We start from the raw sequence: 21,801 nt of genomic DNA on the forward strand, positions 1-21,801 counted from the left end.
CATGGCTCTGCAGGCTCCGACACTGAACGAACCGCTTTTCAGCGAACCCGGCGCCAGGGATGGCCGCCGGCTGCTTGCGCTGCCCGGTGTCGTTGCGATTGCCGGTGCGCTGATTACGGCAGCGATCTCGTTTGCCATTCTGGTCGGCGCCACGCCGATCACCCCGGACGAGAAGACGACGCTGGCGCTCATTGCGCTCAATGCGACATTCGTCCTGTTCCTGATTGCGCTGGTCGGCCGCGAGGTGCATCGCATTGCTATGGCGCGCCGGCACGGCAAGGCGGCGTCGCGGCTGCATGTGCGCATCGTGGCGATGTTTGCGCTGGTCGCCGCCATCCCCGCCATCATGGTGGCCATCATCGCCTCGATCACGCTCGACATCGGCCTCGACCGCTGGTTCGAGATTCGCACCAAGACGATCGTCAATTCGTCACTGTCGATCGCCGATGCCTATGTGCAGGAAAACGCCCGCAACCTGCAGGGCACGACATTGTCGATGGCCTATGACCTCGATGCGTCACGCTCACTCTACGGCCTTGATCGCACCGGCTTTCTCGACCTGATGAACAAGGAAGCCGTAGGACGGACGCTGGCCCATGCCGCGCTGATCAAGCCCGACGGCTCGTTCGTCATGAGCGCCAAGACCGACACGGATTTCGCCATGCCCGAGCCGCCGGAAGGCGCCGTGGCCAGTGCGGCCGATGGCAAGCCGGTGCTGATCGAGCCGAAGACGCGCAACATCATGGGCGCCATCGTCAAGTTGCGCGAGATCGAAGGGCTCTATCTCTACACCATTCGCCTCGTCGATCCCGAAGTCATCAAGGCGCGGCAGATCGTCCAGTCCAACACCGCCGAATACCGCGGCCTGGAAGAAAATCGCCGGACGTCGCAGGTGGCGTTTGCGCTTCCGTATCTGTCCCTGACGCTGATCATCATCCTGTCCGCCATCTGGACCGGCATTGCGGTCGCCGACCGCCTGGTGCGGCCGATCCGCCAGCTCATCGGTGCCGCCGACGAGGTCGCCACCGGCAATCTCGACGTCGCCGTGCCGGTTCGACCCTCCGACGGCGATGTCGCATCGCTTGGCGACACGTTCAACAAGATGCTGCTGGAGCTGAAATCGCAGCGCAACGAGATCCTGTCGGCCAAGGATCTGATCGACGAGCGCCGGCGTTTTTCGGAAGCGGTGCTTGCCGGCGTCACCGCCGGCGTCATCGGCGTCGATCCCTACGGCATCGTTACCATCGTCAACAAATCGGCCGAGACGATGCTGGCCATATCCGCGACGGCCGCGCTCGGGCAGAACCTTTCCGCCGTGCTGCCGCATGTCGGCCGTGTCTTCGAAATCGGCCGCAAGTCGGGCAAGCCGGTCTATCGCGAGCAGGTGACCTTCTATCGCGCCGGCGCCGAGCGGACCTTCAACGTGCAGATCACCATCGAGGCGGGTGACGACGGTTCGGAAGAAAAATCCTATGTGGTGACGGTCGACGACATCACCGATCTGGTCCAGGCGCAACGCTCGTCGGCCTGGGCCGACGTGGCGCGGCGCATCGCCCACGAGATCAAGAACCCGCTGACGCCGATCCAGCTTTCGGCCGAGCGCATCAAGCGCCGCTTTGGCAAGGTCATCACCGAGGACCGCGAGATTTTCGATCAGTGCACCGACACGATCATCCGGCAGGTCGAGGACATCGGCCGCATGGTCGACGAGTTCTCGGCTTTCGCCCGTATGCCGAAGCCCGAAATGAAGGCCATAGACTTGCGCGAAGCGTTGCGCGAAGCTTCGTTCCTGGTCGAAGTGAGCCGTGCCGACATCGCTTTCGAACGCGTGTTCGGTAACGAGCCACTGAAGGGCACTTTCGACAGCCGGCTGATGGCGCAGGCTTTCGGCAACGTCATCAAGAACGCGGCAGAGGCCATTGACGGACTTGATCAAAAAGACCGCCCGCACGGCATAATCCGGATTCAAGCCGGGCGCCAGAATGGGGCAATCCGAATCGATGTCATCGACAATGGCAAAGGTTTGCCGCGCGAGAATCGCCAACGGCTGCTCGAGCCCTATATGACGACACGCGAGAAGGGCACCGGGCTCGGTCTGGCAATCGTCAAGAAGATCGTGGAGGACCATGGCGGACGGCTGGAACTGCATGACGCACCAAAGGATTTCCACGAAGGGCGGGGCGCGATGATCAGCATCATTCTGCCGCCTGCCGCCGCCACTCCTGCCGCGCCGTCGCGCGGCGAAGGCAGGACGGAACACGAACGAGAAACTGAAAAGGTCGGTAATGGCGTCTGATATTCTCATCGTCGATGACGAGGAAGACATCCGTGAACTCGTCGCGGGCATTCTGAGCGACGAAGGTCATGAAACCCGCACGGCATTCGATGCCGACAGCGCGCTGGCGGCGATCGCCGACCGGGCGCCACGGCTGATTTTCCTCGACATCTGGCTGCAGGGCTCGCGTCTCGACGGCCTGGCGTTGCTTGACGAGATCAAGACCATGCATCCGACCTTGCCGGTGGTGATGATCTCCGGCCACGGCAACATCGAAACGGCGGTGTCGGCCATTCGCCGCGGCGCCTATGATTTCATCGAGAAGCCATTCAAGGCCGACAGGCTGATCCTGATTGCCGAGCGGGCGCTCGAAACCTCCAAATTGAAACGCGAGGTTTCCGATCTCAAGCAGCGCAGCGGCGAGACCTTCGACCTGATCGGCATGTCGTCGGCGATGAGCCAGCTGCGCCAGACCATCGAGCGCGTCGCCCCGACCAACAGCCGCGTCATGATCATCGGCCCGTCGGGATCGGGCAAGGAACTGGCGGCGCGCGCCATCCACACGCTGTCGGCGCGCAAGGGCGCGCCGTTCGTGACGCTGAGTGCTGCCAACATCACGCCCGAGCGTATGGAAATCGAACTGTTCGGCACCGAGTCCAACGGTGTCGAACGCAAGGTCGGGGCGCTGGAAGAGGCGCATCGCGGCATTCTCTATATCGACGAAGTGGCCGACATGCCGCGAGAGACGCAGAACAAGATCCTGCGCGTGCTGGTCGAGCAGCAATTCGAGCGGGTGGGCGGCACCAAGCGGGTCAAGGTCGATGTCCGCATCATTTCGTCGACCTCGCAGAACCTGGAGGCGATGATCGCCGACGGTCGTTTCCGCGAAGATCTCTATCACCGCCTGGCGGTGGTTCCGGTCATGGTGCCGGGGCTGGCCGAGCGGCGCGAGGACATCCCCTATCTGGTCGACAATTTCATGAAGCAGATTGCGCGTCAGGCCGGCATTCGGCCGCGTCGCATCGGCGACGATGCGCTGGCTGTGTTGCAAGCGCACAACTGGCCAGGCAACGTCCGGCAGCTGCGCAACAATGTCGAGCGGCTGATGATCCTGGCGCGCGGCGACGATGTCGATGCGCCGATCACTGCCGACCTTTTGCCGGCCGAAATCGGCGATGTCATGCCGCGCACGCCAAACCAGTCGGATCAGCACATCATGGCACTGCCGCTGCGCGAGGCGCGCGAACAGTTCGAGAAGGACTATCTGATCGCCCAGATCAACCGGTTTGGCGGCAACATCTCGAAGACGGCCGAGTTCATCGGCATGGAGCGTTCCGCCCTTCACCGCAAGCTCAAGTCGCTGGGCGTCTGACCGGTTCCAGCTCGCCGTGGCCCACGCAATTGTCGGTTACGGCAGCGGCGGAATCGCCTAAGACAGCCGGGACTTTTCTCGAGGGTTTCTGAATGCCACGCATTGCCTATGTGAACGGGCGCTACGTCGCCCATGCCGACGCAGCCGTGCATATCGAGGATCGTGGCTATCAGTTCGCCGACGGTGTCTACGAGGTCTGCGAGGTGGCGCGCGGCTTCATCGTCGACATGCCGCGCCATCTCGCGCGGCTGAAGCGTTCGCTGAGCGAACTGTCGATCGATTGGCCGGTTTCGCAAGGTGTCCTGCCGCTCCTCCTGCGCGAGGTGGTGCGGCGCAACCATGTCGCCAACGGCCTGGTCTATGTCCAGGTGACGCGCGGCGTTGCCAGCCGCGACTTCGTTTTTCCGATGGATACCCCGTCTTCTTTGGTGATTACGGCCAGAAAAGCCGACCCGGCGGCCGCTGTGAAGCGGGCCGAGACCGGCATCAAGGTCATCACCGTGCCGGAGAATCGCTGGGATCGGGTCGACATCAAGAGCACCGGCCTGCTGCCCAATGTGCTGGCCAAGCAGAAGGCTAAGGAAGCCGGCGCCCAGGAAGCCTGGTTCGTCGACACCGATGGCAACGTCAAGGAAGGCGGCTCGTCGAATGCCTGGATCGTTACCCGGGACGGCGTTCTGGTGACGCGGCCGGCAGAGCACGGCATCCTGCGCGGCATCACCCGCACGACCATGTTCGAGGTGGCGGCCAAGCTCGGCTTGAAGATCGAGGAGCGGGGTTTTTCGGTCGCCGAGGCCAAGGCCGCGCGCGAGGCTTTCATCAGTTCAGCGACGACAATTGCCATGCCTGTCGTGACCATCGACGGCGATCGGGTCGCCAACGGACATCCTGGTTCTGTGACACTTTCGTTGCGGCAAGCCTTTTTTGACGTTGCGGAAAAAAGTCCAGCCTGATAACCGCACAGGTGGAATGAACATCAATATATCTCGTTCTGCTTGTCGTTACTGACGGCAAGAGGGGGTTTGCGCGCTTGACATGTGCCGTTTAGTTTGGCGCACTGGCCTGCAAATCGAAGGGGATCGGCGAAAGACAAGAACAATGGCGGAACGATCGCAAAACCTTCAGGACCTGTTCCTGAACTCAGTTCGCAAGAGCAAGAACCCACTCACCATCTTCCTGATCAACGGCGTCAAGCTGACCGGTGTGGTCACTTCGTTCGACAATTTCTGTGTCCTGCTACGGCGTGACGGTCATTCTCAGCTCGTCTACAAGCACGCCATTTCCACGATCATGCCGAGCCAGCCGGTTCAGATGTTCGATGGCGAGGAAAGCCAGGGCGCCTGATTGGCACGTGAGAAAGACGCGGACGCTACCGTTCGCGGAAAACCAACGCATCATCCCGGGACGGAAGCCAAGGGCCCGACCCGGGCCGTTGTCATTGTGCCCGTCCTTACCCGCCACCAGCGCAATGACGACGAAACGAACCGTCCACGGCTGACGCGTTCGGCCGAGGCGCGCCACGACGAAGCGGTCGGCCTTGCGCGCGCCATCAACCTTGATCTGATCCATACGGCGGTGGTGACCGTCAACGATCCGCGTCCGGCAACCTTGCTCGGCAGCGGCAAGGTCGCGGAGTTCGCAGAGATCGTCAAAGAGGGGCACGCGGAAGTGGTCATCGTCGACCATCCGCTGACGCCGGTGCAGCAGCGCAATCTCGAAAAAGAGATGAACGCCAAGGTGCTGGACCGCACCGGGCTGATCCTGGAGATCTTCGGCGAGCGCGCGCGCACCAAGGAAGGCACGCTGCAGGTCGAGCTGGCGCATCTCAATTACCAGAAGGGCCGACTCGTACGCAGCTGGACCCACCTGGAACGCCAGCGCGGTGGCGCCGGCTTCCTCGGCGGCCCCGGCGAAACGCAGATCGAATCCGACCGGCGGCAGTTGCAGGAAAAGATCATCAAGCTGAAGCAAGAGCTGGAAACGGTGCGGCGCACGCGCGACCTGCACCGCGCCAAGCGCAAGAAGGTGCCGTTCCCGGTGGTGGCGATCGTCGGCTACACCAATGCCGGCAAGTCGACGCTGTTCAACAAAGTGACCGGTGCGGACGTGCTGGCGGAGGACATGCTGTTCGCCACGCTCGACCCAACGCTGCGCCGCGTGCGCCTGCCGCATGGCACGCCGATCATCCTTTCGGATACGGTTGGCTTCATCTCGGATCTGCCGACGCATCTGGTCGCCGCTTTCCGAGCAACGCTGGAAGAGGTGGTCGAAGCCGACCTCGTCATCCATCTGCGCGATATCTCGGATCCGGACACCGCCGCACAGGCTGAAGATGTCGAGCGCATCCTGGCCGATCTCGGCGTCGATGCCGGCGATACCAAGCGCGTCATCGAAGTCTGGAACAAGATCGACCGGCTCGACGAAGGCAACCGTGCCAGGCTGCTTGCCGACGGTGCTGACGCCAAGGCGCCGCCAGTCGCCATATCGGCGATTACCGGCGAGGGCATCGATGCGCTGAAGGCGATCATCGAGACGCGGATGTCGGGCGAGCTGGAGGAGCTGACGGTGACGATCAAGCCGGCGCAGTTCGGGCTCGTCGACTGGCTTTACCGCAATGGCGACATCGTTTCGCGCGCCGACAACGAGGATGGCAGCACGACCATCTCGCTCATGGCCACGCACAGCGCCAAGCAAGAAATCGAAAGCCGTTTGCACCGTAAGAACAACGGCTAGCGGCTTTTACTTAGCGCTCTTGGCCTGCTGCCAGAGCGCTTCCATTTCGTCCAAAGTCGCCTTTTCCAACGTGCTGCCGGAGCTTTCCAGCGCCCGCTCGACATAGTGGAAGCGCGAGCGGAATTTCTCGTTGGTGCCGCTGAGCGCGGCTTCGGAATCGAGCTTGAGGTGGCGGCCGAGATTGACGACGGCAAACAGCATGTCGCCGAACTCGTCCTTGATCGAGGCGGTATCGCCCTTGGCCAACGCCTCGCGCAATTCGCCGATTTCTTCCTCGATCTTGTCGAGGATCGGTGCCGCTTCGCTCCAGTCGAAGCCGACGCGAGCCGCCTTCTCCTGAAGCTTTAGCGCCCGGGTAAGCGCGGGCAGAGCGACCGGCACGCTGTCGAGAAAACCCTTACCAGCGTCTTCGGGGTTGAGCCCGCGGGCGAGGCGCTCGCTTCGCTTTTCCGCCTTCTCTTGCGCCTTGATCTTTTCCCACATGCCCTTGGCCATGCCGGCGCTGCGCGCCTCTTCGTCGCCGAAGACATGCGGATGGCGGCGGATCATTTTTGTGGTGATGGCTTGCACCACATCGCCGAAGGCAAATTCACCGGCCTCCTCAGCCATTTGCGCGTGGTAGACGACCTGTAGCAGAAGGTCGCCGAGCTCGTCGCGCAGGTCGTCGAGATCGCCGCGCGCAATGGAGTCCGCCACTTCATAGGCCTCCTCGATCGTGTAGGGCGCGATGGTCGAGAAATCCTGCTCGATGTCCCAGGGGCAGCCGGTCTTCGGCGCCCGCAGCGCTGCCATGATCTCGATCAGCCGGGAAATGTCTTGCGAAGGTTTCATGCGCCAGATGCTATCGCGCGGCCAACCGCACGGCCAACGATGTCAGCCGGCGAGGGCGCCTTGTCCACAGTTGCGGTCCTCTCAGTCGAGGACGGAGACGATCGCCTTGGCCAGTTCATCCATGCCGTCCTCGGGCAGGCCGGCGACGTTGATGCGGCTGTCGCCGACCATGTAGACGCCATGCTCGGCACGCAGCCGCTCGACCTGCGCCTCTGACAGGCCAAGCCGGGAAAACATGCCGCGATGACTGGCGACGAAATCGAAGCGGTCGGAATTGGACTGCCGCCGCAACGCCTCGGCGAACTGGACGCGAAGCCTGAGCATGCGCAGGCGCATGTCTTCCAGTTCCGCTTCCCAGTCGGCGCGCAGCGTGGCGTCTTCGAGCACGATGCGCACCGCGGCAGCGCCGTGGTCCGGCGGCATCGAATACATGGCGCGCGCTGCCGCCAGCATTTGGCTCATCGCCACATCGGCTTGCGCGCCATCCTTGGCCAGGACCATCGCCGCACCGACGCGGTCGCGGTAGACGGCAAAGTTCTTCGAGCAGCTTGAGGCGACGACCATTTCCGGAACTTTTGCCGCCAGCAAGCGCAGGCCGGCAGCATCGGCATCGAGGCCTTCGCCAAAGCCCTGATAGGCAATGTCGACAAAGGGCAGCAGGCCGCGTTCGACCAAAAGATCGGCGACCTCGGCCCACTGCGCGATGTCGAGATTGGCGCCGGTCGGGTTGTGGCAGCAGCCGTGCAGCAGCACGACGTCGCCATGCTTTGCCGTGTGCAGCGCCGCCAGCATGTCGGCAAAGCGAACAGCACCGGAGGCGGCGTCAAAATAGGGATACTCGCGGATCTGCAGGCCGGCGGCACGCATCACCGGCATGTGGTTCGGCCATGTCGGGTCCGACAGCCAGATCGTTGCGTCGGAGCGTGTCCGCTTCAGCAATTCGGCCACCAGCCGCAGCGCGCCGGAGCCGCCCGGCGCTTGCGCTGCGCGGATGCGCGTCAGGTCGGCGGCGGGACCAAAGGCAAGCTTCGCCATCACCGTGTTGAAAGCCGTGTCGCCGGCAAGGCCGAGATAGGTCTTGGTGTCCTGGCTTTGCAGCAGCCGCTTTTCGGCCTCGCGCACGGCGCGCATGACCGGCGTCTTGCCGTCGCGATCCTTGTAGACGCCAACGCCGAGGTCGACCTTGCCGGGGCGCGGATCGGCGCGATAGAGGCCGATCAGGGCAAGGATCTTGTCTGTGGGGGCAGGCTGAAGGTCTTCAAACATCGGTGTGGTTCCGTTGGCGGCGGAGTGATACGCAAATCGGCCGTGCTTCGCCAGCGCTTTCATGTGCGCCAGGCTGAAGTTCCCAACCATGGAGCCATCGACGCCCATATCTGTGTCTTACACGTTCCTGTCACATGGGCGTAGTTTGAATAGGCGCTCCTCTGGACCAGGCGTGGAAAAATGAGCCGGCAAGAAAAGTTCGATCTCGCGGTTGTCGGCGCCGGCATTGTCGGCCTCGCCCACGCGCTCGCCGCTGTCCGTCGCGGCCTGCGCGTCGTCGTTGTCGACCGCGACGCGCAAGCCAATGGCGCTTCGGTTCGCAACTTTGGCTTTGTCACGGTCAGCGGCCAGGAGCGCGGGCAGGTGTGGCGCCGGGCCATGCGCTCCCGCGATATCTGGCTGGAGGTGGCCGGGCCGGCCGGCATCGATGTCATCCAGCGCGGCGTGGTCGTCGTTGCGCGCCGCCCGGAAGCGCGCACGGTGGTCGAAGCCTTCCTGCAGACCGAAATGGGCGAGGGCTGTTTGCTGCTCGAGCCGGATGCGTTGCGCAGCCGCCATCCCGAATTTGCCGGGCAAGATTTCGCTGGCGGCCTGTGGAGCCCGCACGAAGTGCGCATCGAATCGCGCCAGGCGATCCCGCAGCTTGCGGCTTTCCTTGCCGAACGGCATGGCGTGGAATTCCGACGCGAAACGGCGGTGCGCTCGATTGCGCCACCTGATATCGAGACCAGCCGAGGCCCAGTTCAGGCCGACAAGGTGATTGTCTGCCCCGGCGACGATCTGGCAACGCTCTATCCCGAGCGCATTGCGCAATACGGCGTCACCCGCTGCAAATTGCAGATGCTGCGCCTGGCCGGTCCCGGGTTTAGGCTGCCGGCAGCCGTGATGTCGGATCTCGGACTTGCCCGATATGCCGGCTATGCCGCGCTGCCCGAAGCTGCCGCCCTGCGGCGCAAGCTTGAGGTCGATCAGCGCCATGCGCTCGACAATGGCGTGCATCTGATCGTGGTGCAGAGCGCCGACGGCACGCTGGTGGTCGGCGATTCTCACCACTATGCGACGACGCCCGATCCGTTCGCTTCGGAGTGGGTCGACGAAATCATCCTTGAGGAGTTCAGCGCTGTTTTCGGCAGGCCGGCGCCACGGGTCCTGGAACGCTGGACCGGCATCTATGCCTCGGCGTCGGAGCGGACGATGTTCGCCGATGCGCCGCAGGAAAATGTGCGGCTGGTGATGATCACCAGCGGCACCGGCGCCAGCACTTCGTTCGCGATCGCCGAAGAGGTGGTCGACGGGCTTTTCGGTTCAACCATGGCAGACGCCAGGAAGATGGCATGATGGCCAACGAGTATCTGCTCCGCGCCGTTGTCTTTGATTGGGCCGGCACCGTCGTCGATCATGGCTCGCTGGCGCCGATGGGTGTGTTCGTCGAGGCGTTCGCCGAATTCGGCGTGGCAATCAGCGTTGACGAGGCGCGCGGCCCGATGGGGATGGCCAAGCGCCCGCATATCGCGGCGCTGATGGCGCTGCCGAGGATCGCCGCGGCCTGGACGAAGCAGCACGGCCATGCGCCGGCCGACGCCGATATCGACGCCGTCTACGATGTGTTCGTACCGAAGAACCGGGCGGTTGCGGCGCGCTTCTCGGATGTCATCCCCGGTGTTGCCGATGTCGTCGCCGTGCTGCGCGCCCGCGGCTTGAAGATCGGATCAACCACCGGCTACACGCGCGACATCATGGCCGAAATCCTGCCGGTGGCCGCGGGGCAGGGCTTTTCGCCGGATTGCCTGGTCTGCACGGGCGACACGCCGGACGGCAGGCCGACGCCGTTCATGCTGTGGAAGGCGCTGACGGAGCTCGGCGTTTACCCGCCTTGGCTCGCCGTCAAGGTCGACGACACCGAGGTCGGCATTGCCGAGGGAACCAACGCCGGAGCCTGGACCGTTGGCGTGGCGGTGACCGGCAATGTCTTTGGCCATACGCTGGTCGAGACGCAGGCGCTGGCGGCGGACGCCTTCAGGACCAAACGCGCCGCGGCGGCCGCCAAACTCACCGCCGCCGGCGCTCACTATGTCGTCAACGGCGTAGCCGACCTGATGCCGGCCATCGCGGCGATCGAGGGACGGCTCCGGCGCGGCGAAAGGCCTTGAACAGGAGTGTTGGGAGGAGGGGGCAAAAGTCTCTCGTCCCGAGGGAGTGAAGTTGGCCACTAGGCCTCGCAGGAGGCAGCAAGCTTTGAGTCTATCGAGGCTTTTGCTAACCTGCCGGCCACGCCAGCCCGCAGATCTGCCACGCGAGGGAAAGTGTCACAGGACAGTCAAACGCTTGAGGCCGATGGCATTTCGGCAACCATAGTTGCGCAGGGCGCCGAACTGGTTTCGCTGCAAAACACTGAAGGGTTCGAGTTCCTTTGGCAGGCGGGTCCGGCTTGGCGGCGTCATTCGCCGGTGCTGTTTCCGATCGTCGGCCGGCTGAAGGGAGATCAACTGCGCCATCGGGGCCAAGTCTATCCGATGACGCAGCACGGATTTGCGCGTGACAAGCGGTTTGGCTGGGCGGCGAGGGGGCCTCGATCCTGTACGCTGGTTCTCACCGATGACGCCGATAGCCGCGCACACTACCCGTTCGCCTTTCGCTTTGATGTGACCTACACGCTCGAGCGCCAGCAACTTGGCGTGACTTTCGATATCACCAACACCGGCGACGAGCCGCTGCCGGCGTCGATCGGGGCGCATCCGGCATTCAACTGGCCATTGCTGCCGGATTTGCCCAAGGAAGCCTACCGGCTGACCTTTGCCAACGCCGAGCATGCGCCGGTCCGCCGGCTGGAGGACGGCTTGCTGCTGGCGACAGTGCAGCCGACGCCTGTCGAGGGCAAGGTTCTCGCGCTGTCCGAACGGCTTTTTGACGAGGATGCCGTCATCATGGATCGACCGGCCAGCAGCAGCGTGCGCTATGCCGCTGACCAGGGCCCGGCGATCGAAATGTCGTGGCAGGGCTTCAGCGAACTGGGTATCTGGTCCAAGCCGGGCGGCGCGCCGTTCCTCTGCGTCGAGCCTTGGCACGGCATTGCGAGCCCGGTGGATTTCGACGGTGAGTTCACCAACAAGCCGGGCATCATGCTGATTGCGCCCGCGGAGAAGCGCGTGCTGAGCTATCAGATACATCTGCGATGACCGCGGTATGCGGCCCGATCGGGCGATCCGGTGTCTCGGCAGCATTCGCCTTATGCTTGCCAGAAGGGCTTGACGATCTCTGCCTCGACCTGCCGTTGCGTCAGACCGATATCGTCGATCAGATGCGGATTGTCCTTCGCCATTTGCCTGAGCTGCCAGCGAAAATATATCCGCTCGCGCCAGCTCCCATCGCGCCAGGTGGCGACAATGCTTTGCAGGGTCGTCACGTATCGACGCGACGCCGGCGCGGCGGGCATTCCTGGTCCGGCTGCCTGACAGGGGGCCGGCGCAAAAGTATTGGTCATGGCAACCTCCATATGGTTTGAGCGGCTCATTCTCCTGGAGCCCTCGACTTGAACGAGGCTGAACTCTGCCGGATACGCACGGCGTCGTACTTAAGCGCCGCCAAATAGTTCTCAAAAGTTCCAAACCGGCTATAGATGCGCCGTATGCAGGGATCGCGCTTTGCCTTTGGTCCGTTCGTGCTTGATTCCGCTGCGGGAACGCTGCTTCGGAACGATGTCCCCGTTGCTGTTGGCTACCGCGGGCTGAGGCTGCTCGCAGCGCTCGTCGGACGGCCCGGCGAAATCCTTGGCAAGGCCGAGTTGATGGATGCGGCGTGGCCGGGCACGGCCGTCGAGGAAGGCAACCTCACCGTCCAGATCGCGCAGCTGCGCAAGCTGCTGGGGCCGTCCGTCGAGGGCGAATGGATATCCACGGTTCCGCGCGTCGGCTATCGCTTCACCGGCGCCGTCGAACAGTTCGCCGACGCGAAGCGAAAACCATTGCCGCTGCCCGACAAACCATCGATAGCTGTGTTGCCCTTCGTCAATTTCAGCAACGATCCCGAGCAGGGGGCCTTCGCGGATGGGTTGACCGAAGATCTGATCACCGATCTGTCGAGGATCTCCGGCCTGTTCGTCATCGCCCGCAACTCGACCTTTGCCTACAAGGGAAAGGCGATGGACGTGCGTGAGATCGCTGAGGACCTTGGGGTGCGCTACCTGCTGGAGGGTAGCGCAAGACGCGCCGCGGGGCGCGTGCGTATCAACGCCCAGCTGGTCGACGCGAAGAGCGGCGAGCATCTTTGGGCGGAACGCTTTGATCGCAGCCTGGAGGACATCTTTGCCGTCCAGGACGAGGTGACGGCCAAGATCGTGGAGGCATTGCTCGGCCGGCTGCGCGCGCCACTGCCACGCAATCGGCCCAAGAATCTCGAGGCTTACGATCTCTGCGTGCGGGCGCGCAAGCTGATCGACGATTCGCCGCAGACGGCGCGCGAAGCGCATCTGATGCTGACGCGCGCGGTTGCGCTCGATCCTGATTACGCCGAGGCCTATCGCTGGCTCGCCATGAACCACTGGATGGGGTGGGTGCATTGGGGCGAACCCATTGAATCCAATCGCAGCGTGGCCTTGGAGCTGGCGCGGAAAGCCGTGGCGATCGATCCCAACGATGCCGGCTGCCGTTGGGTGCTCGGCAACCTGCTTGCCTACGAGCGCAGCTTCGCCGAGGCGAATGTCGAGTTCGCCAAGGCGTTCGAACTCGACCCCAACGAGGCCGACGCCTGGGCGACGCTATCCGACATCACGACCTTGGGTGGGCAGGTGGAGGAGGGGCTCGAGCAAATCCGCAAGGCGTTCCGGCTGAACCCGTTTCCGGCGAGTTGGTACTATCTGACGCTCGGCCAGGCGCAATATGCGGCGCGCGACTACGAAGCCGCTATCGAGACATTGCGCCGGGACGAGACCTATCGAACAAGCTCACGCCGTTTCCTGGCGGCGAGCCTTGCCCAGTTGGGGCGGCTCGACGAGGCGCGCGCCGAGGTTGAAATGTTCCTGATCAGCAACCCGCACTTCACGACCCGCCACTGGGTCATGACTGAGCCGTTCCGCGACGCCGCTATGCTCGAGCATTTCGTCGACGGCTTCCGCAAGGCTGGCCTTCCGGAGTGACGCGCCGGCGGTAGGAAGGCGCTGCCCGCACGAGCTATTCCTCAGAGCGACCCGTGGCGTCACGACCGCGCTCGTATCGTTTGGCAAGCGGAAACGGCGGCAACCAGGACTCGCGACGGACGGTCCAGCTTTCGTAGGTTGGCACCAGTTGGTCAGGCGCATCCAGGGATCCCAGGTGCACTTCGATTTCGTCAGCGCTGCGTGCGAAAACGGACGAGCCGCAACGGGGGCAGAAAAACCGCCCGAGATAGTCGCGTGTTTCGCCCTCGATCGTCACCGCATCCTGAGGGAATACCGCCGCAGCATAAAAAGCGCGCCATGATGCTTGCGGCAGTCGAGACAGTGACAAATGCCGACCCGGTATGGGGCGCCCGACGCCACAAAGCGGACGTTGCCGCACAGGCAACCGCCGGTGAATCGCTCCATGCTTGCGTCTCCTCTGAAATCAAGCGGTTGGAATGGCTACGACGAAGAGCACTGTCATTGCAATTGACCGCTGCGGCGGAGATCCTTCTCGCTCCGCATGAGGGGCAGAGGCTCATCCTGATTACCCTGTTTTGGATCTGCGGTGCACTTGCGGAGCTTAGTAACCGCGCGCCCTTGATCAACGATGGACCGCCGGGCGCACTTCAACAGCCGGGAGTTGACAGGTCGAACTCAACGGGGGTATTTAACCAATCAGTTGTCAACTGATCGGTTAAATACAATGCCTTCCGACGCCCTAAGTGCTACTCTTTTCGCCCTGGCAGATCCGACTCGTCGGGGTCTCCTGGCTCGTTTGGCGGCCGGAGATGCGATGGTGACGGAATTGGCCGAGCCCTATGAAATGAGCCTCGCCGCAATCTCCAAGCATCTGAAGGTCTTGGAGGCTGCTGGTCTCGTCTCCCGCGGCCGCCAATCGCAGTGGCGTCCCTGTCATCTTGAAGGCGCGCCTCTGCAGGCGGTGAGCGAATGGCTAGATGACTATCGGCGCTACTGGGACCGCAACCTAGACAGCCTCGCGGACTACTTGAAAGCATTTCAGCAAAAGGATCGCGATGGCCAGATTGAGCTTCCAGGGGATCGAACATGAATATTGTAACGGACATCCCTGTTGGCGATGCGGTCGTCGTAATGCGCCGGACCTTCGACGCGCCGCGGCCGCTCGTATGGAAGATGATGACCGAAGCCGAGCACGTCTCCAAATGGTGGGGCGGCCCCGGCTTCACCAACCCAGTCTGTGAGATGGATGTACGACCTTCAGGGCTCTGGCATCACGTAATGCGCTTTCCCGACGGCAATGAGCTCGAAATGGATTTCGTGTTTGTCGAGGTCGACCCACCCCATCGGCTCGTTTGGCAGCATGCTGATCACGGCTTTCGTCAGGGAGGGCCGCCGGTCTCCGTGACAACTGTGACACTTAGAGATTTAGGCGCTCAGACCGGATGGGAGATGGTCACGCGCTTCAAATCGATTACCGCGCGCGATTTCGCGGTCGGCATGGGCTTCACAAAGCCGATCGCGGCCAGCACTGAGCGCCTCGCTGAGCGGCTTTCGGGCTTTCTCAATGACGTATGAAACAAGGAAAACTGTGCAATGCGTAAACTGAGCGTCTTCAACAATGTGTCGCTGGACGGGTATTTCACCGACGCGCAAGGTGACATGATCTGGGCTCACAGATTTGACCCGGAATGGATGGAATTCACCCGCAGCAATGCGCAGGGTGGCGGTACAATGATCTTCGGTAGGGTCACCTATGACCTGATGATTCAATATTGGCCGACCCCTGCCGCTTCCAGGAACAACGCGGCCGTTGCGGAACGGATGAACAATCTCTCAAAGATTGTATTCTCACGGACGCTCGACGAAGCAACCTGGAATAACACTCGCCTTATCAAGGACGACCTGGTTGGACATGTACGGCAACTTAAGAAGGAGCCAGGGGAGGGTATCGTCATTATCGGAAGTGGCACCATCGTATCCCAACTGACCGAAGCCAAACTGATCGACGAATACAAGATCGCGGTCGTGCCAGTGGTTCTCGGCAGCGGTCGTACATTGTTCGAAGGCGTCAGCGGTAAGCCGACACTTAAGCGCACGTTGGCGCGCACCTTCGAAAACGGGAACGTCTATCTCTGCTACGAGCCCGCCTGAAAGACGTATCACCCGCTTCGCACAAACCATTGCAGAGACTTGGTTCGTCGCGTTGAATGCGATCATGAAAGAAGAACTGCCGTCCGTTTGCCCGCCTTGCATCCGCGCTTTGAAAGGGAACCAGCCACGACAAATGTCGTCGCATCGCCAAATTGCTGCTACGACAGAAAGTCGCATAAGATAGATTATGGAACTCATGCATTGGCCTGCGGTTGGGAATTGCGGCGGATTTTCATAGGCTTGGCACGATCGATCCATGTTGCCTTGAACGGATGGCCAACGCTACGCTGCATGAATGACGACAGCAAAGCGTGAGATCGAAGCGGCGATCGAAGTGTTCGTGCACGGCTACAGCATCGGCAGGAGCCGCATCTTTCCATACGAGGCCAACCGCGTCGGGCCATTGTGGCTGATGCGCGATGCGCCGCGCAAGAATGCGCGCGACTACCGCAGCGAGGAATGGGTCGCGCATGATGTCGCTGCCCAGGAAGCCGATGCGATCGTGCGGCAGCATGCGCGGCCAGGCTTCGCCGTTTCAGTCGTTATTGCAAACGACGAGCCGGATCAGCCGGTGCGAACCGCCTACAAGGCTCTCGGCTACCGGCTTCTGCGGACGGAAGGCTTCTTCGTCCAGCGACTGCGCCAGATCCCGGACCCTCCGGCGGTGGTCTCGATTGAGCGCGTGCAGACAGTCGAACGGGCGGCGCAGTTGGGACAGACCATGCGCAGACGGCCGATCGCGGACGATCTGCTCGGCGACGGTGCGCCGTTCCGCCAATATGTGGCAGTCGACGGCGACGCTATCGTTGGACGTGTGCGCAGCGTGGATGCCGTCGGCGCCACCTGGTGCGCGGACATGTATGTCGAGCCTTCGCAGCGGCGTCGCGGTATCGGCCAGGCGCTGATGGCTAAAATGCTGCATGACGACCGCGCCGGTGGATCGCGGTGCTCAGTGCTGACGGCGACGCATGCGGGGGCGCTGCTTTATCCCCGCATGGGCTATGAACGGATTGGAACGCTGCTGATATTCGGACCGAAGAGCCGAATGTCATTATGAAGATATATTTGTATCACGCTGATTCATAAGGGATTTCGATCACCATTCCATCATAGGCCGGCTCGACATTGCCGGGCGTTTCGGCCATCACCGTGGCGTAGTCGAGCGGCACGTGCATATGCGTCAGCACGGCATTCTTCGGCGCCAGTTTTTCGATCCAGCCGAGCGCCTGGCCGAGCGACAGATGGCTCGGATGGGTATTGTATTGCAGCGCGTCGATGACAAGCATGTCCAGCCCGCGCAGACGCTCGACGGTGGCATCCGGGAAGTCGCTGATGTCAGGGCAATAGGCCAGCCCGCCAATGCGAAAACCCAGCGATATGATATCACCATGGATCTGCGGCAGCGGCTCGAGGGTGAGGGCACCGCCCTCGCCTTCGATCACCACCGGCCTGGCGTGGTCGATGAGATGCGCCCGCACGATCGGCGGATAGGAGCTGCCTGGCGGCGTTTCGAAGCAATAACCGAAGGCCTGCCGCAGGCGCTGCATCGTCGGCTGGTCGGCGTGGACGTCGATCAGGTGGCGCTGCTCGAGCACGTAGCCGCGCAAATCGTCGATGCCATGGATGTGGTCGGCATGCGGATGCGTGTAGATGACCGCGTCGATGCGCTTGACCGACGTCAGCAACATCTGCTCGCGGAAATCCGGTCCGGTGTCGATGACGACCGTGGTCTTGGCGCCGTTCGTGGCGATGCGCTCGACCAGTGCCGCCGTGCGCATGCGGCGGTTGCGTGGATTGGCCGGATCGCAATTGCCCCAGTCGCCGGTGATGCGCGGCGTGCCGGGCGACGAGCCGCAGCCGAGAATGGTGAGGCGCAGCCGGTCGCTCATGCGTCAGGCGCTCCGCACATCCGGCATTTTTTTGAACAGGCGGAAGACATTGTCGGTGGTGATGGTGGCGATCTCGGCCTCGGTGACACCGATCGTTTCTGCCAGCACCTTGGCGGTGTTGGCGACATAGGCAGGCTCGTTGCGCTTGCCGCGAAACGGCATCGGCGCCAGATATGGCGCGTCGGTTTCGACCAGCAGCCGGTCATGTGGCACATCGGCGGCGATGGCACGCAGCTCGGCCGAGTTCTTGAAGGTCAGGATGCCGGAGAAGGAGACATAGCCGCCCAGCGCCACACCGACTTCCGCCAACCGGCGCCCGGAGGAAAAACAATGCAGAATGAAGGGGAAGGCGCCCTTCCCTGTTTCATCCTCGAGGATCGAGGCCATGTCATCATCGGCATCGCGCGAATGGATGACCAGCGGCAGGCCGGTCTGGCGCGCGGCGGCGATGTGGGTGCGAAAGCCCTGCGCCTGCGCATCGCGCGGCGCTTTGTCGTAGAAGTAATCCAGCCCGGCCTCGCCGATGGCCACCACTTTCGGATGCGCGGACAGCCGCACAAGCTCCTCGACCGTCACATCCAACTCTTCGGCGGCATTGTGCGGGTGGGTGCCGACAGAACAAAAAACTTCGTCAAAAGTTTCAGCGATCTCAAGCACTTGCTGAAACCGCTTCACGCGCGTCGAGATGGTGACCATGCGGCCTACACCGGCGGCCAAGGCGCGGGCGACGATGGCCGCCCGCTCCTCGGCGAAGTCGGGAAAGTCCAGATGGCAGTGACTGTCGACCAGCATCAGGCGTTCGCGTCCGGCTTTTCGACATAGCGCGGAAAGACGCCTTCCGGCGCGGGCAATGCCGTGCCGGGCACCAGCGCATAGTCGGCATGGACATGCGCGAACTGGCGCGTGTCGGCCGGCACTGCCAGCAGGTCGAGCAGCTTCGCCGCCGACCCCGGAATGTAGGGCTGGCACAGCAACGCCACGCGCCGCACGAGCTCCGCGGTCGTCCACAGCACCGTTTCCATACGCGCCGGGTCGGTCTTCTTCAGCGCCCAGGGTGCCTGCGAGGCGAAGTAGCGATCGGCTTCCGCCACCACGTTGAAGATCGCCGCCAGCGCCAAATGGATGCCCTGCTCCGCCATCGTCTTGCGCGCTGTGCCGAGCGCTTCCACCGCCTGATCGAGGATGGCGCTGTCGGCATCGGTCAGTTCGCCACGCTGCGGCACCACGCCGCCGCAGTTCTTGGCGATCATCGACAGCGAACGCTGCGCCAGATTGCCGAGACCATTGGCGAGGTCGGCATTGGTGCGGTTGACGATCGCATCATGGCTATAGCTGCCGTCCTGGCCGAACGGCACCTCGCGCAGGAAGAAATAGCGCACCTGGTCGAGGCCGTAGTGCTCGACCATGGTGAACGGATCGACGACGTTGCCGACCGACTTCGACATTTTCTCGCCGCGGTTAAACAGGAAGCCGTGGGCGAAGACCCGCTTCGGCAGCTCGATGCCGGCTGACATCAGGAAGGCTGGCCAGTACACCGCGTGGAAGCGGACGATGTCCTTGCCGATGATGTGCATGGCCGGCCAATAGTTCCATTGTTCGGACTTGGTGTCGGGATAGCCGGCGGCGGTGATGTAGTTGGTCAAGGCGTCGACCCAGACATACATCACATGCTTGTCGTCGCCCGGCACGGGCACGCCCCAGTCGAAAGTGGTGCGCGAGATCGAGATATCCTTGAGGCCGGACTTGACGAAGCTCGCCACCTCGTTCCGGCGCTCGGCTGGACCGACGAAGTCGGGCTGGTTTTCATACAGGGCCAGCAGTTTGTCCTGATAGGCGGAAAGCCTGAAGAAATAGCTTTCCTCCTCGTTCCATTCGACCGGCGAGCCGAGCGGCTCGCGGCGCACGCCGTCATCGCCGAGCGTGGTTTCGGCCTCTTCGAAGTAGGCTTCCTGGCGCACCGAATACCAGCCGCTATAGCGGTCGAGATAGATGTCGCCATTGGCGGCCATCGCCTTCCAGATCGCCTGGCAGGATGCGTAGTGGCGCGGTTCGGTCGTGCGGATGTACTCGTCGTTCGAGCCGCCGACTGTCTCGGTCATCGAACGGAAGATCGCTGAATTGCGGTCGGCCAGCGCGAGCGGCGTGATGCCTTCCTTCTCGGCCGTCTGCTGCATCTTCAGGCCGTGTTCGTCGGTGCCGGTGAGGAAGAACACGTCCTTGCCGTCAAGGCGCTGGAAGCGAGCCAGCGCATCGGTCGCAATGACCGTATAGGCGTGGCCGATATGCGGCTTGCCGTTGGGATAGAAAATCGGTGTCGTCAGATAGTATTTTTCGCGTGACATGAATGACCGTCATGAATGTCTGAATGAAGGTGTGGCGGTGGATATCGCATCGAGACGGCGATTGCCATCCCGGGAAACCGTCACATTCGCATCGCAGAATTCAGGCGATCGATCATGGTCAAGGCGTGCTGCTTCTTGTCGAGATTGTAGGTATCGGTCTCAGATATAGCGTTCAGCGCCTCGTGCCAAGTATCCGACAGCGTTTTTGCCCGCGCCAGATCGCCGGCAAGTGCAGCCTCGCTGGCGCTGGTCGAAAGCAGATCGAGCGCCCGGCGGTTGAAGATGTCGAACTGGATCGCCTGGTCGCGGCCGGCGACCGCCTCGGCAAGGCGATAGGCGCCGGCGACATCGCTCTTTCTCGCCGACACCAGGGCGTCGAGGGTGCCGGCGATCTCCAGCCCACCATACTGCGTCAACAGGATGGCGTTGCGGGCGCTGCCCCCTGCCCGCTCGGCCAGTGCAGCGCGCGCCGCCGAATCCCTAGGCGGCGGTGGTTCGACACCTTCCAGAACGGTCATCAGATCCTCGGCGCCAAGCGGCGTCAGCCGCACCATCTGGCAGCGCGACCGGATTGTCGGCAGCAGACTGCCCGGCGCATGGACGATGAGGATGAACAGCGTGCGCGCCGGCGGCTCCTCAAGATTCTTCAGCAAGGCATTGGCGGCATTGGTGTTCATGTCGTCGGCTGGGTCGACGATCACGACGCGGTAGCTGCCGTCATGCGAGGTCAGCGACAGGAAGCGGCTGACCTTGCGGATCTCGTCGACGGTGACGACGGTCTTGAAGCTCTTGGTCTTGTCGTTCGCCGGCCGTGTCAGATGCAGCACCGAAGGATGCGCGCCAATGGCGATCTGGCGAAACAGCGACGACGTGGGGTCGGGAACGGCAAGGACGTCAGGCGCGTGCTCGAACGCCGGATGCTTCAACAGATGATGCGCCAGGTGAAAGGCGAGCGTCGCTTTGCCGATGCCAACCGGCCCGGCAAAGATCAGCGCATGCGGCAGTTTTCCGGAGCGATAGGCGGCGGCGAGCATGTTGGCCACCTGCAGATGGCCGACCAGGCGCGGCGTTTCCGACGGCTCCGGCACGCCGTCCAGCGTGTCGTGCTGTTCAGGGGCGATGCGTTCGAAGATCATGCCGGTGCCGCCTGTCTCTTGTGCGCCGGCGTTATTGTCTCGAGCGCCGCGAACACGGCGGCGGTGACCACATGCTCCACCGTATCGGGATCGGCGGACGCATCGACGACGATGCAGCGCTCCGGTTCCGCCGCGGCGATGGCCAGGAAGGCTTCGCGGCGGCGCTGGTGGATCGCGAGCGTTTCCTTTTCGAAACGGTCCGGGCCGGCGTCCGCGCCACGCCGCGCGGTGGCGCGCCGCAGGCCCTCGGTCGGATCGATGTCGAAGATCAGCGTCATGTCGGGCACCATGCCGTTGATGGCGACCTCTTCCAGTGCCTTCATGAATGCCGGATCGAGATCGCCGGTGACGCCCTGGTAGACCCGCGAGGAGTCCAGGAAGCGATCGCAAAGCACGACCGAGCCGCGCTCGACCGCCGGCCGGATGACCTGTTCGACATGGTCGGAGCGGGCGGCGGCGAAAAGCAGCGCCTCCATCTTGGGCCCGAACGGTTCGGCAGCACCGGAAAGCAGGACATGCCTGACCGCCTCGGCGCCCGGCGATCCGCCCGGTTCGCGGGTGACGAGGACATCGTATTTCTTGGCGCGCATTTTTTTGGCCAGCCGCTCGATCTGCGTCGACTTGCCTGCTCCTTCGCCGCCTTCGAAGGTAATGAAAAATCCGCGCGCCAATCGAAAACCTTTGTCCATGCTT

The 21,801-nt window shown here is 62.9% G+C and carries 21 protein-coding genes and 1 pseudogene; 13 read left to right on the forward strand and 9 right to left on the reverse strand.

All coding sequences use genetic code 11. From position 1 onward, the window contains the following. Position 1 precedes the first annotated feature (1 nt). From AC1DXU_RS29135 to hflX, 5 genes are all read left to right on the forward strand, one after another. Positions 2-2,296: a sensor histidine kinase NtrY-like gene (locus AC1DXU_RS29135; protein WP_477374515.1), complete on the forward strand. Its 2,295-nt coding sequence runs from the start codon at positions 2-4 to the stop codon at positions 2,294-2,296. Further along, positions 2,286-3,647 (forward strand): nitrogen assimilation response regulator NtrX, encoded by a 1,362-nt coding sequence (gene ntrX / locus AC1DXU_RS29140; protein WP_477374517.1) that lies wholly within the window; start codon positions 2,286-2,288, stop codon positions 3,645-3,647. Before AC1DXU_RS29135 ends, ntrX begins: the two co-directional genes overlap by 11 nt. Before the next feature lie 92 nt (positions 3,648-3,739). Further along, complete coding sequence (locus tag AC1DXU_RS29145; RefSeq protein ID WP_477374519.1) at positions 3,740-4,600, forward strand: D-amino-acid transaminase; 861 nt, start codon at positions 3,740-3,742, stop codon at positions 4,598-4,600. A gap of 145 nt (positions 4,601-4,745) precedes the next feature. Continuing rightward, positions 4,746-4,991, forward strand: coding sequence for an RNA chaperone Hfq (gene hfq / locus AC1DXU_RS29150; RefSeq protein ID WP_006202172.1), 246 nt, complete (start codon positions 4,746-4,748; stop codon positions 4,989-4,991). Further along, positions 4,992-6,380, forward strand: coding sequence for a GTPase HflX (gene hflX, locus AC1DXU_RS29155; RefSeq protein WP_477374520.1), 1,389 nt, complete (start codon positions 4,992-4,994; stop codon positions 6,378-6,380). Between the two features lie 6 nt (positions 6,381-6,386). On the opposite strand, the gene mazG is transcribed toward hflX, so the two are convergent. Together mazG and AC1DXU_RS29165 are read right to left on the reverse strand one after the other, a co-directional pair. Then, positions 6,387-7,211 carry a nucleoside triphosphate pyrophosphohydrolase gene (gene mazG / locus AC1DXU_RS29160; protein ID WP_477374522.1) on the reverse strand — a complete coding sequence of 275 codons (825 nt, stop codon included), beginning with the start codon at positions 7,209-7,211 and terminating at the stop codon, positions 6,387-6,389. An 81-nt stretch (positions 7,212-7,292) separates the two neighbouring features. After that, complete coding sequence (locus AC1DXU_RS29165; RefSeq protein ID WP_477374524.1) at positions 7,293-8,477, reverse strand: amino acid aminotransferase; 1,185 nt, start codon at positions 8,475-8,477, stop codon at positions 7,293-7,295. 180 nt (positions 8,478-8,657) lie between these two features. Between AC1DXU_RS29165 and AC1DXU_RS29170 the strand changes: the two genes are divergently transcribed. From AC1DXU_RS29170 to AC1DXU_RS29180, 3 genes are all read left to right on the forward strand, one after another. After that, complete coding sequence (locus tag AC1DXU_RS29170) at positions 8,658-9,815, forward strand: TIGR03364 family FAD-dependent oxidoreductase (RefSeq protein ID WP_477374526.1); 1,158 nt, start codon at positions 8,658-8,660, stop codon at positions 9,813-9,815. Further along, a complete protein-coding gene (gene phnX / locus AC1DXU_RS29175; protein WP_477374527.1) occupies positions 9,812-10,627 on the forward strand; it encodes a phosphonoacetaldehyde hydrolase in 816 nt (271 codons plus the stop codon). The genes AC1DXU_RS29170 and phnX overlap by 4 nt, the downstream gene beginning before the upstream one ends. A gap of 153 nt (positions 10,628-10,780) precedes the next feature. Beyond that, entirely contained in the window at positions 10,781-11,653 is an 873-nt protein-coding gene (locus tag AC1DXU_RS29180) for an aldose 1-epimerase family protein (RefSeq protein WP_477374529.1), read from the forward strand. Between the two features lie 50 nt (positions 11,654-11,703). On the opposite strand, the gene AC1DXU_RS29185 is transcribed toward AC1DXU_RS29180, so the two are convergent. Then, a complete protein-coding gene (locus AC1DXU_RS29185; RefSeq protein ID WP_477374531.1) occupies positions 11,704-11,958 on the reverse strand; it encodes a DUF1127 domain-containing protein in 255 nt (84 codons plus the stop codon). Between the two features lie 135 nt (positions 11,959-12,093). Here AC1DXU_RS29185 and AC1DXU_RS29190 point away from each other — a divergent pair, with 135 nt between their 5' ends. After that, on the forward strand, positions 12,094-13,608 hold the full coding sequence (locus tag AC1DXU_RS29190) for a winged helix-turn-helix domain-containing tetratricopeptide repeat protein (protein WP_477374533.1): 1,515 nt from the start codon (positions 12,094-12,096) through the stop codon (positions 13,606-13,608). Positions 13,609-13,642: 34 nt separating this feature from the next. Here the strand turns inward: AC1DXU_RS29190 and AC1DXU_RS29195 are convergent. Further along, a pseudogene (locus tag AC1DXU_RS29195) lies at positions 13,643-14,034 on the reverse strand (GFA family protein). A 280-nt stretch (positions 14,035-14,314) separates the two neighbouring features. Between AC1DXU_RS29195 and AC1DXU_RS29200 the strand changes: the two are divergent. The 4 genes from AC1DXU_RS29200 to AC1DXU_RS29215 all read left to right on the forward strand — a co-directional run bounded on the left by AC1DXU_RS29200 (position 14,315) and on the right by AC1DXU_RS29215 (position 16,798). Then, entirely contained in the window at positions 14,315-14,680 is a 366-nt protein-coding gene (locus AC1DXU_RS29200; protein ID WP_477314676.1) for an ArsR/SmtB family transcription factor, read from the forward strand. Then, complete coding sequence (locus AC1DXU_RS29205; RefSeq protein ID WP_477314677.1) at positions 14,677-15,165, forward strand: SRPBCC domain-containing protein; 489 nt, start codon at positions 14,677-14,679, stop codon at positions 15,163-15,165. Before AC1DXU_RS29200 ends, AC1DXU_RS29205 begins: the two co-directional genes overlap by 4 nt. Before the next feature lie 18 nt (positions 15,166-15,183). After that, the gene (locus AC1DXU_RS29210; RefSeq protein WP_477374535.1) at positions 15,184-15,741 is read left to right on the forward strand and encodes a dihydrofolate reductase family protein; all 558 of its coding nucleotides are present in this window, start codon (positions 15,184-15,186) and stop codon (positions 15,739-15,741) included. Between the two features lie 295 nt (positions 15,742-16,036). Further along, a complete protein-coding gene (locus AC1DXU_RS29215) occupies positions 16,037-16,798 on the forward strand; it encodes a GNAT family N-acetyltransferase (protein WP_477374537.1) in 762 nt (253 codons plus the stop codon). A gap of 13 nt (positions 16,799-16,811) precedes the next feature. On the opposite strand, the gene AC1DXU_RS29220 is transcribed toward AC1DXU_RS29215, so the two are convergent. From AC1DXU_RS29220 to tmk, 5 genes are all read right to left on the reverse strand, one after another. Then, positions 16,812-17,630 carry an MBL fold metallo-hydrolase gene (locus AC1DXU_RS29220; RefSeq protein ID WP_477374539.1) on the reverse strand — a complete coding sequence of 273 codons (819 nt, stop codon included), beginning with the start codon at positions 17,628-17,630 and terminating at the stop codon, positions 16,812-16,814. Between the two features lie 3 nt (positions 17,631-17,633). Beyond that, positions 17,634-18,422, reverse strand: coding sequence for a TatD family hydrolase (locus AC1DXU_RS29225; protein ID WP_477314687.1), 789 nt, complete (start codon positions 18,420-18,422; stop codon positions 17,634-17,636). Further along, entirely contained in the window at positions 18,422-19,972 is a 1,551-nt protein-coding gene (gene metG / locus AC1DXU_RS29230; protein WP_477374541.1) for a methionine--tRNA ligase, read from the reverse strand. The genes AC1DXU_RS29225 and metG overlap by 1 nt, the downstream gene beginning before the upstream one ends. 80 nt (positions 19,973-20,052) lie before the next feature. Continuing rightward, complete coding sequence (locus AC1DXU_RS29235) at positions 20,053-21,108, reverse strand: DNA polymerase III subunit delta' (RefSeq protein ID WP_477314691.1); 1,056 nt, start codon at positions 21,106-21,108, stop codon at positions 20,053-20,055. Next, complete coding sequence (gene tmk, locus AC1DXU_RS29240; protein ID WP_477315117.1) at positions 21,105-21,779, reverse strand: dTMP kinase; 675 nt, start codon at positions 21,777-21,779, stop codon at positions 21,105-21,107. The genes AC1DXU_RS29235 and tmk overlap by 4 nt, the downstream gene beginning before the upstream one ends. Positions 21,780-21,801 lie beyond the last annotated feature (22 nt).

Source organism: Mesorhizobium sp. P3_A10, assembly GCF_056403175.1.

Bases quoted from the DNA above. Each gene is read 5' to 3' on its own strand.
- AC1DXU_RS29215 (WP_477374537.1), top strand. From the start codon at position 16,037: ATGACGACAGCAAAGCGTGAGATCGAAGCGGCGATCGAAGTGTTCGTG.
- AC1DXU_RS29210 (WP_477374535.1), top strand. From the start codon at position 15,184: ATGCGTAAACTGAGCGTCTTCAACAATGTGTCGCTGGACGGGTATTTC.
- AC1DXU_RS29225 (WP_477314687.1), bottom strand. From the start codon at position 18,422: ATGCTGGTCGACAGTCACTGCCATCTGGACTTTCCCGACTTCGCCGAG.
- AC1DXU_RS29220 (WP_477374539.1), bottom strand. From the start codon at position 17,630: ATGAGCGACCGGCTGCGCCTCACCATTCTCGGCTGCGGCTCGTCGCCC.
- AC1DXU_RS29200 (WP_477314676.1), top strand. From the start codon at position 14,315: ATGCCTTCCGACGCCCTAAGTGCTACTCTTTTCGCCCTGGCAGATCCG.
- phnX (WP_477374527.1), top strand. From the start codon at position 9,812: ATGATGGCCAACGAGTATCTGCTCCGCGCCGTTGTCTTTGATTGGGCC.
- AC1DXU_RS29145 (WP_477374519.1), top strand. From the start codon at position 3,740: ATGCCACGCATTGCCTATGTGAACGGGCGCTACGTCGCCCATGCCGAC.
- AC1DXU_RS29165 (WP_477374524.1), bottom strand. From the start codon at position 8,477: ATGTTTGAAGACCTTCAGCCTGCCCCCACAGACAAGATCCTTGCCCTG.
- AC1DXU_RS29190 (WP_477374533.1), top strand. From the start codon at position 12,094: ATGCGCCGTATGCAGGGATCGCGCTTTGCCTTTGGTCCGTTCGTGCTT.
- ntrX (WP_477374517.1), top strand. From the start codon at position 2,286: ATGGCGTCTGATATTCTCATCGTCGATGACGAGGAAGACATCCGTGAA.
- mazG (WP_477374522.1), bottom strand. From the start codon at position 7,211: ATGAAACCTTCGCAAGACATTTCCCGGCTGATCGAGATCATGGCAGCG.
- AC1DXU_RS29170 (WP_477374526.1), top strand. From the start codon at position 8,658: ATGAGCCGGCAAGAAAAGTTCGATCTCGCGGTTGTCGGCGCCGGCATT.
- metG (WP_477374541.1), bottom strand. From the start codon at position 19,972: ATGTCACGCGAAAAATACTATCTGACGACACCGATTTTCTATCCCAAC.
- AC1DXU_RS29185 (WP_477374531.1), bottom strand. From the start codon at position 11,958: ATGACCAATACTTTTGCGCCGGCCCCCTGTCAGGCAGCCGGACCAGGA.
- hfq (WP_006202172.1), top strand. From the start codon at position 4,746: ATGGCGGAACGATCGCAAAACCTTCAGGACCTGTTCCTGAACTCAGTT.
- AC1DXU_RS29135 (WP_477374515.1), top strand. From the start codon at position 2: ATGGCTCTGCAGGCTCCGACACTGAACGAACCGCTTTTCAGCGAACCC.
- AC1DXU_RS29205 (WP_477314677.1), top strand. From the start codon at position 14,677: ATGAATATTGTAACGGACATCCCTGTTGGCGATGCGGTCGTCGTAATG.
- AC1DXU_RS29235 (WP_477314691.1), bottom strand. From the start codon at position 21,108: ATGATCTTCGAACGCATCGCCCCTGAACAGCACGACACGCTGGACGGC.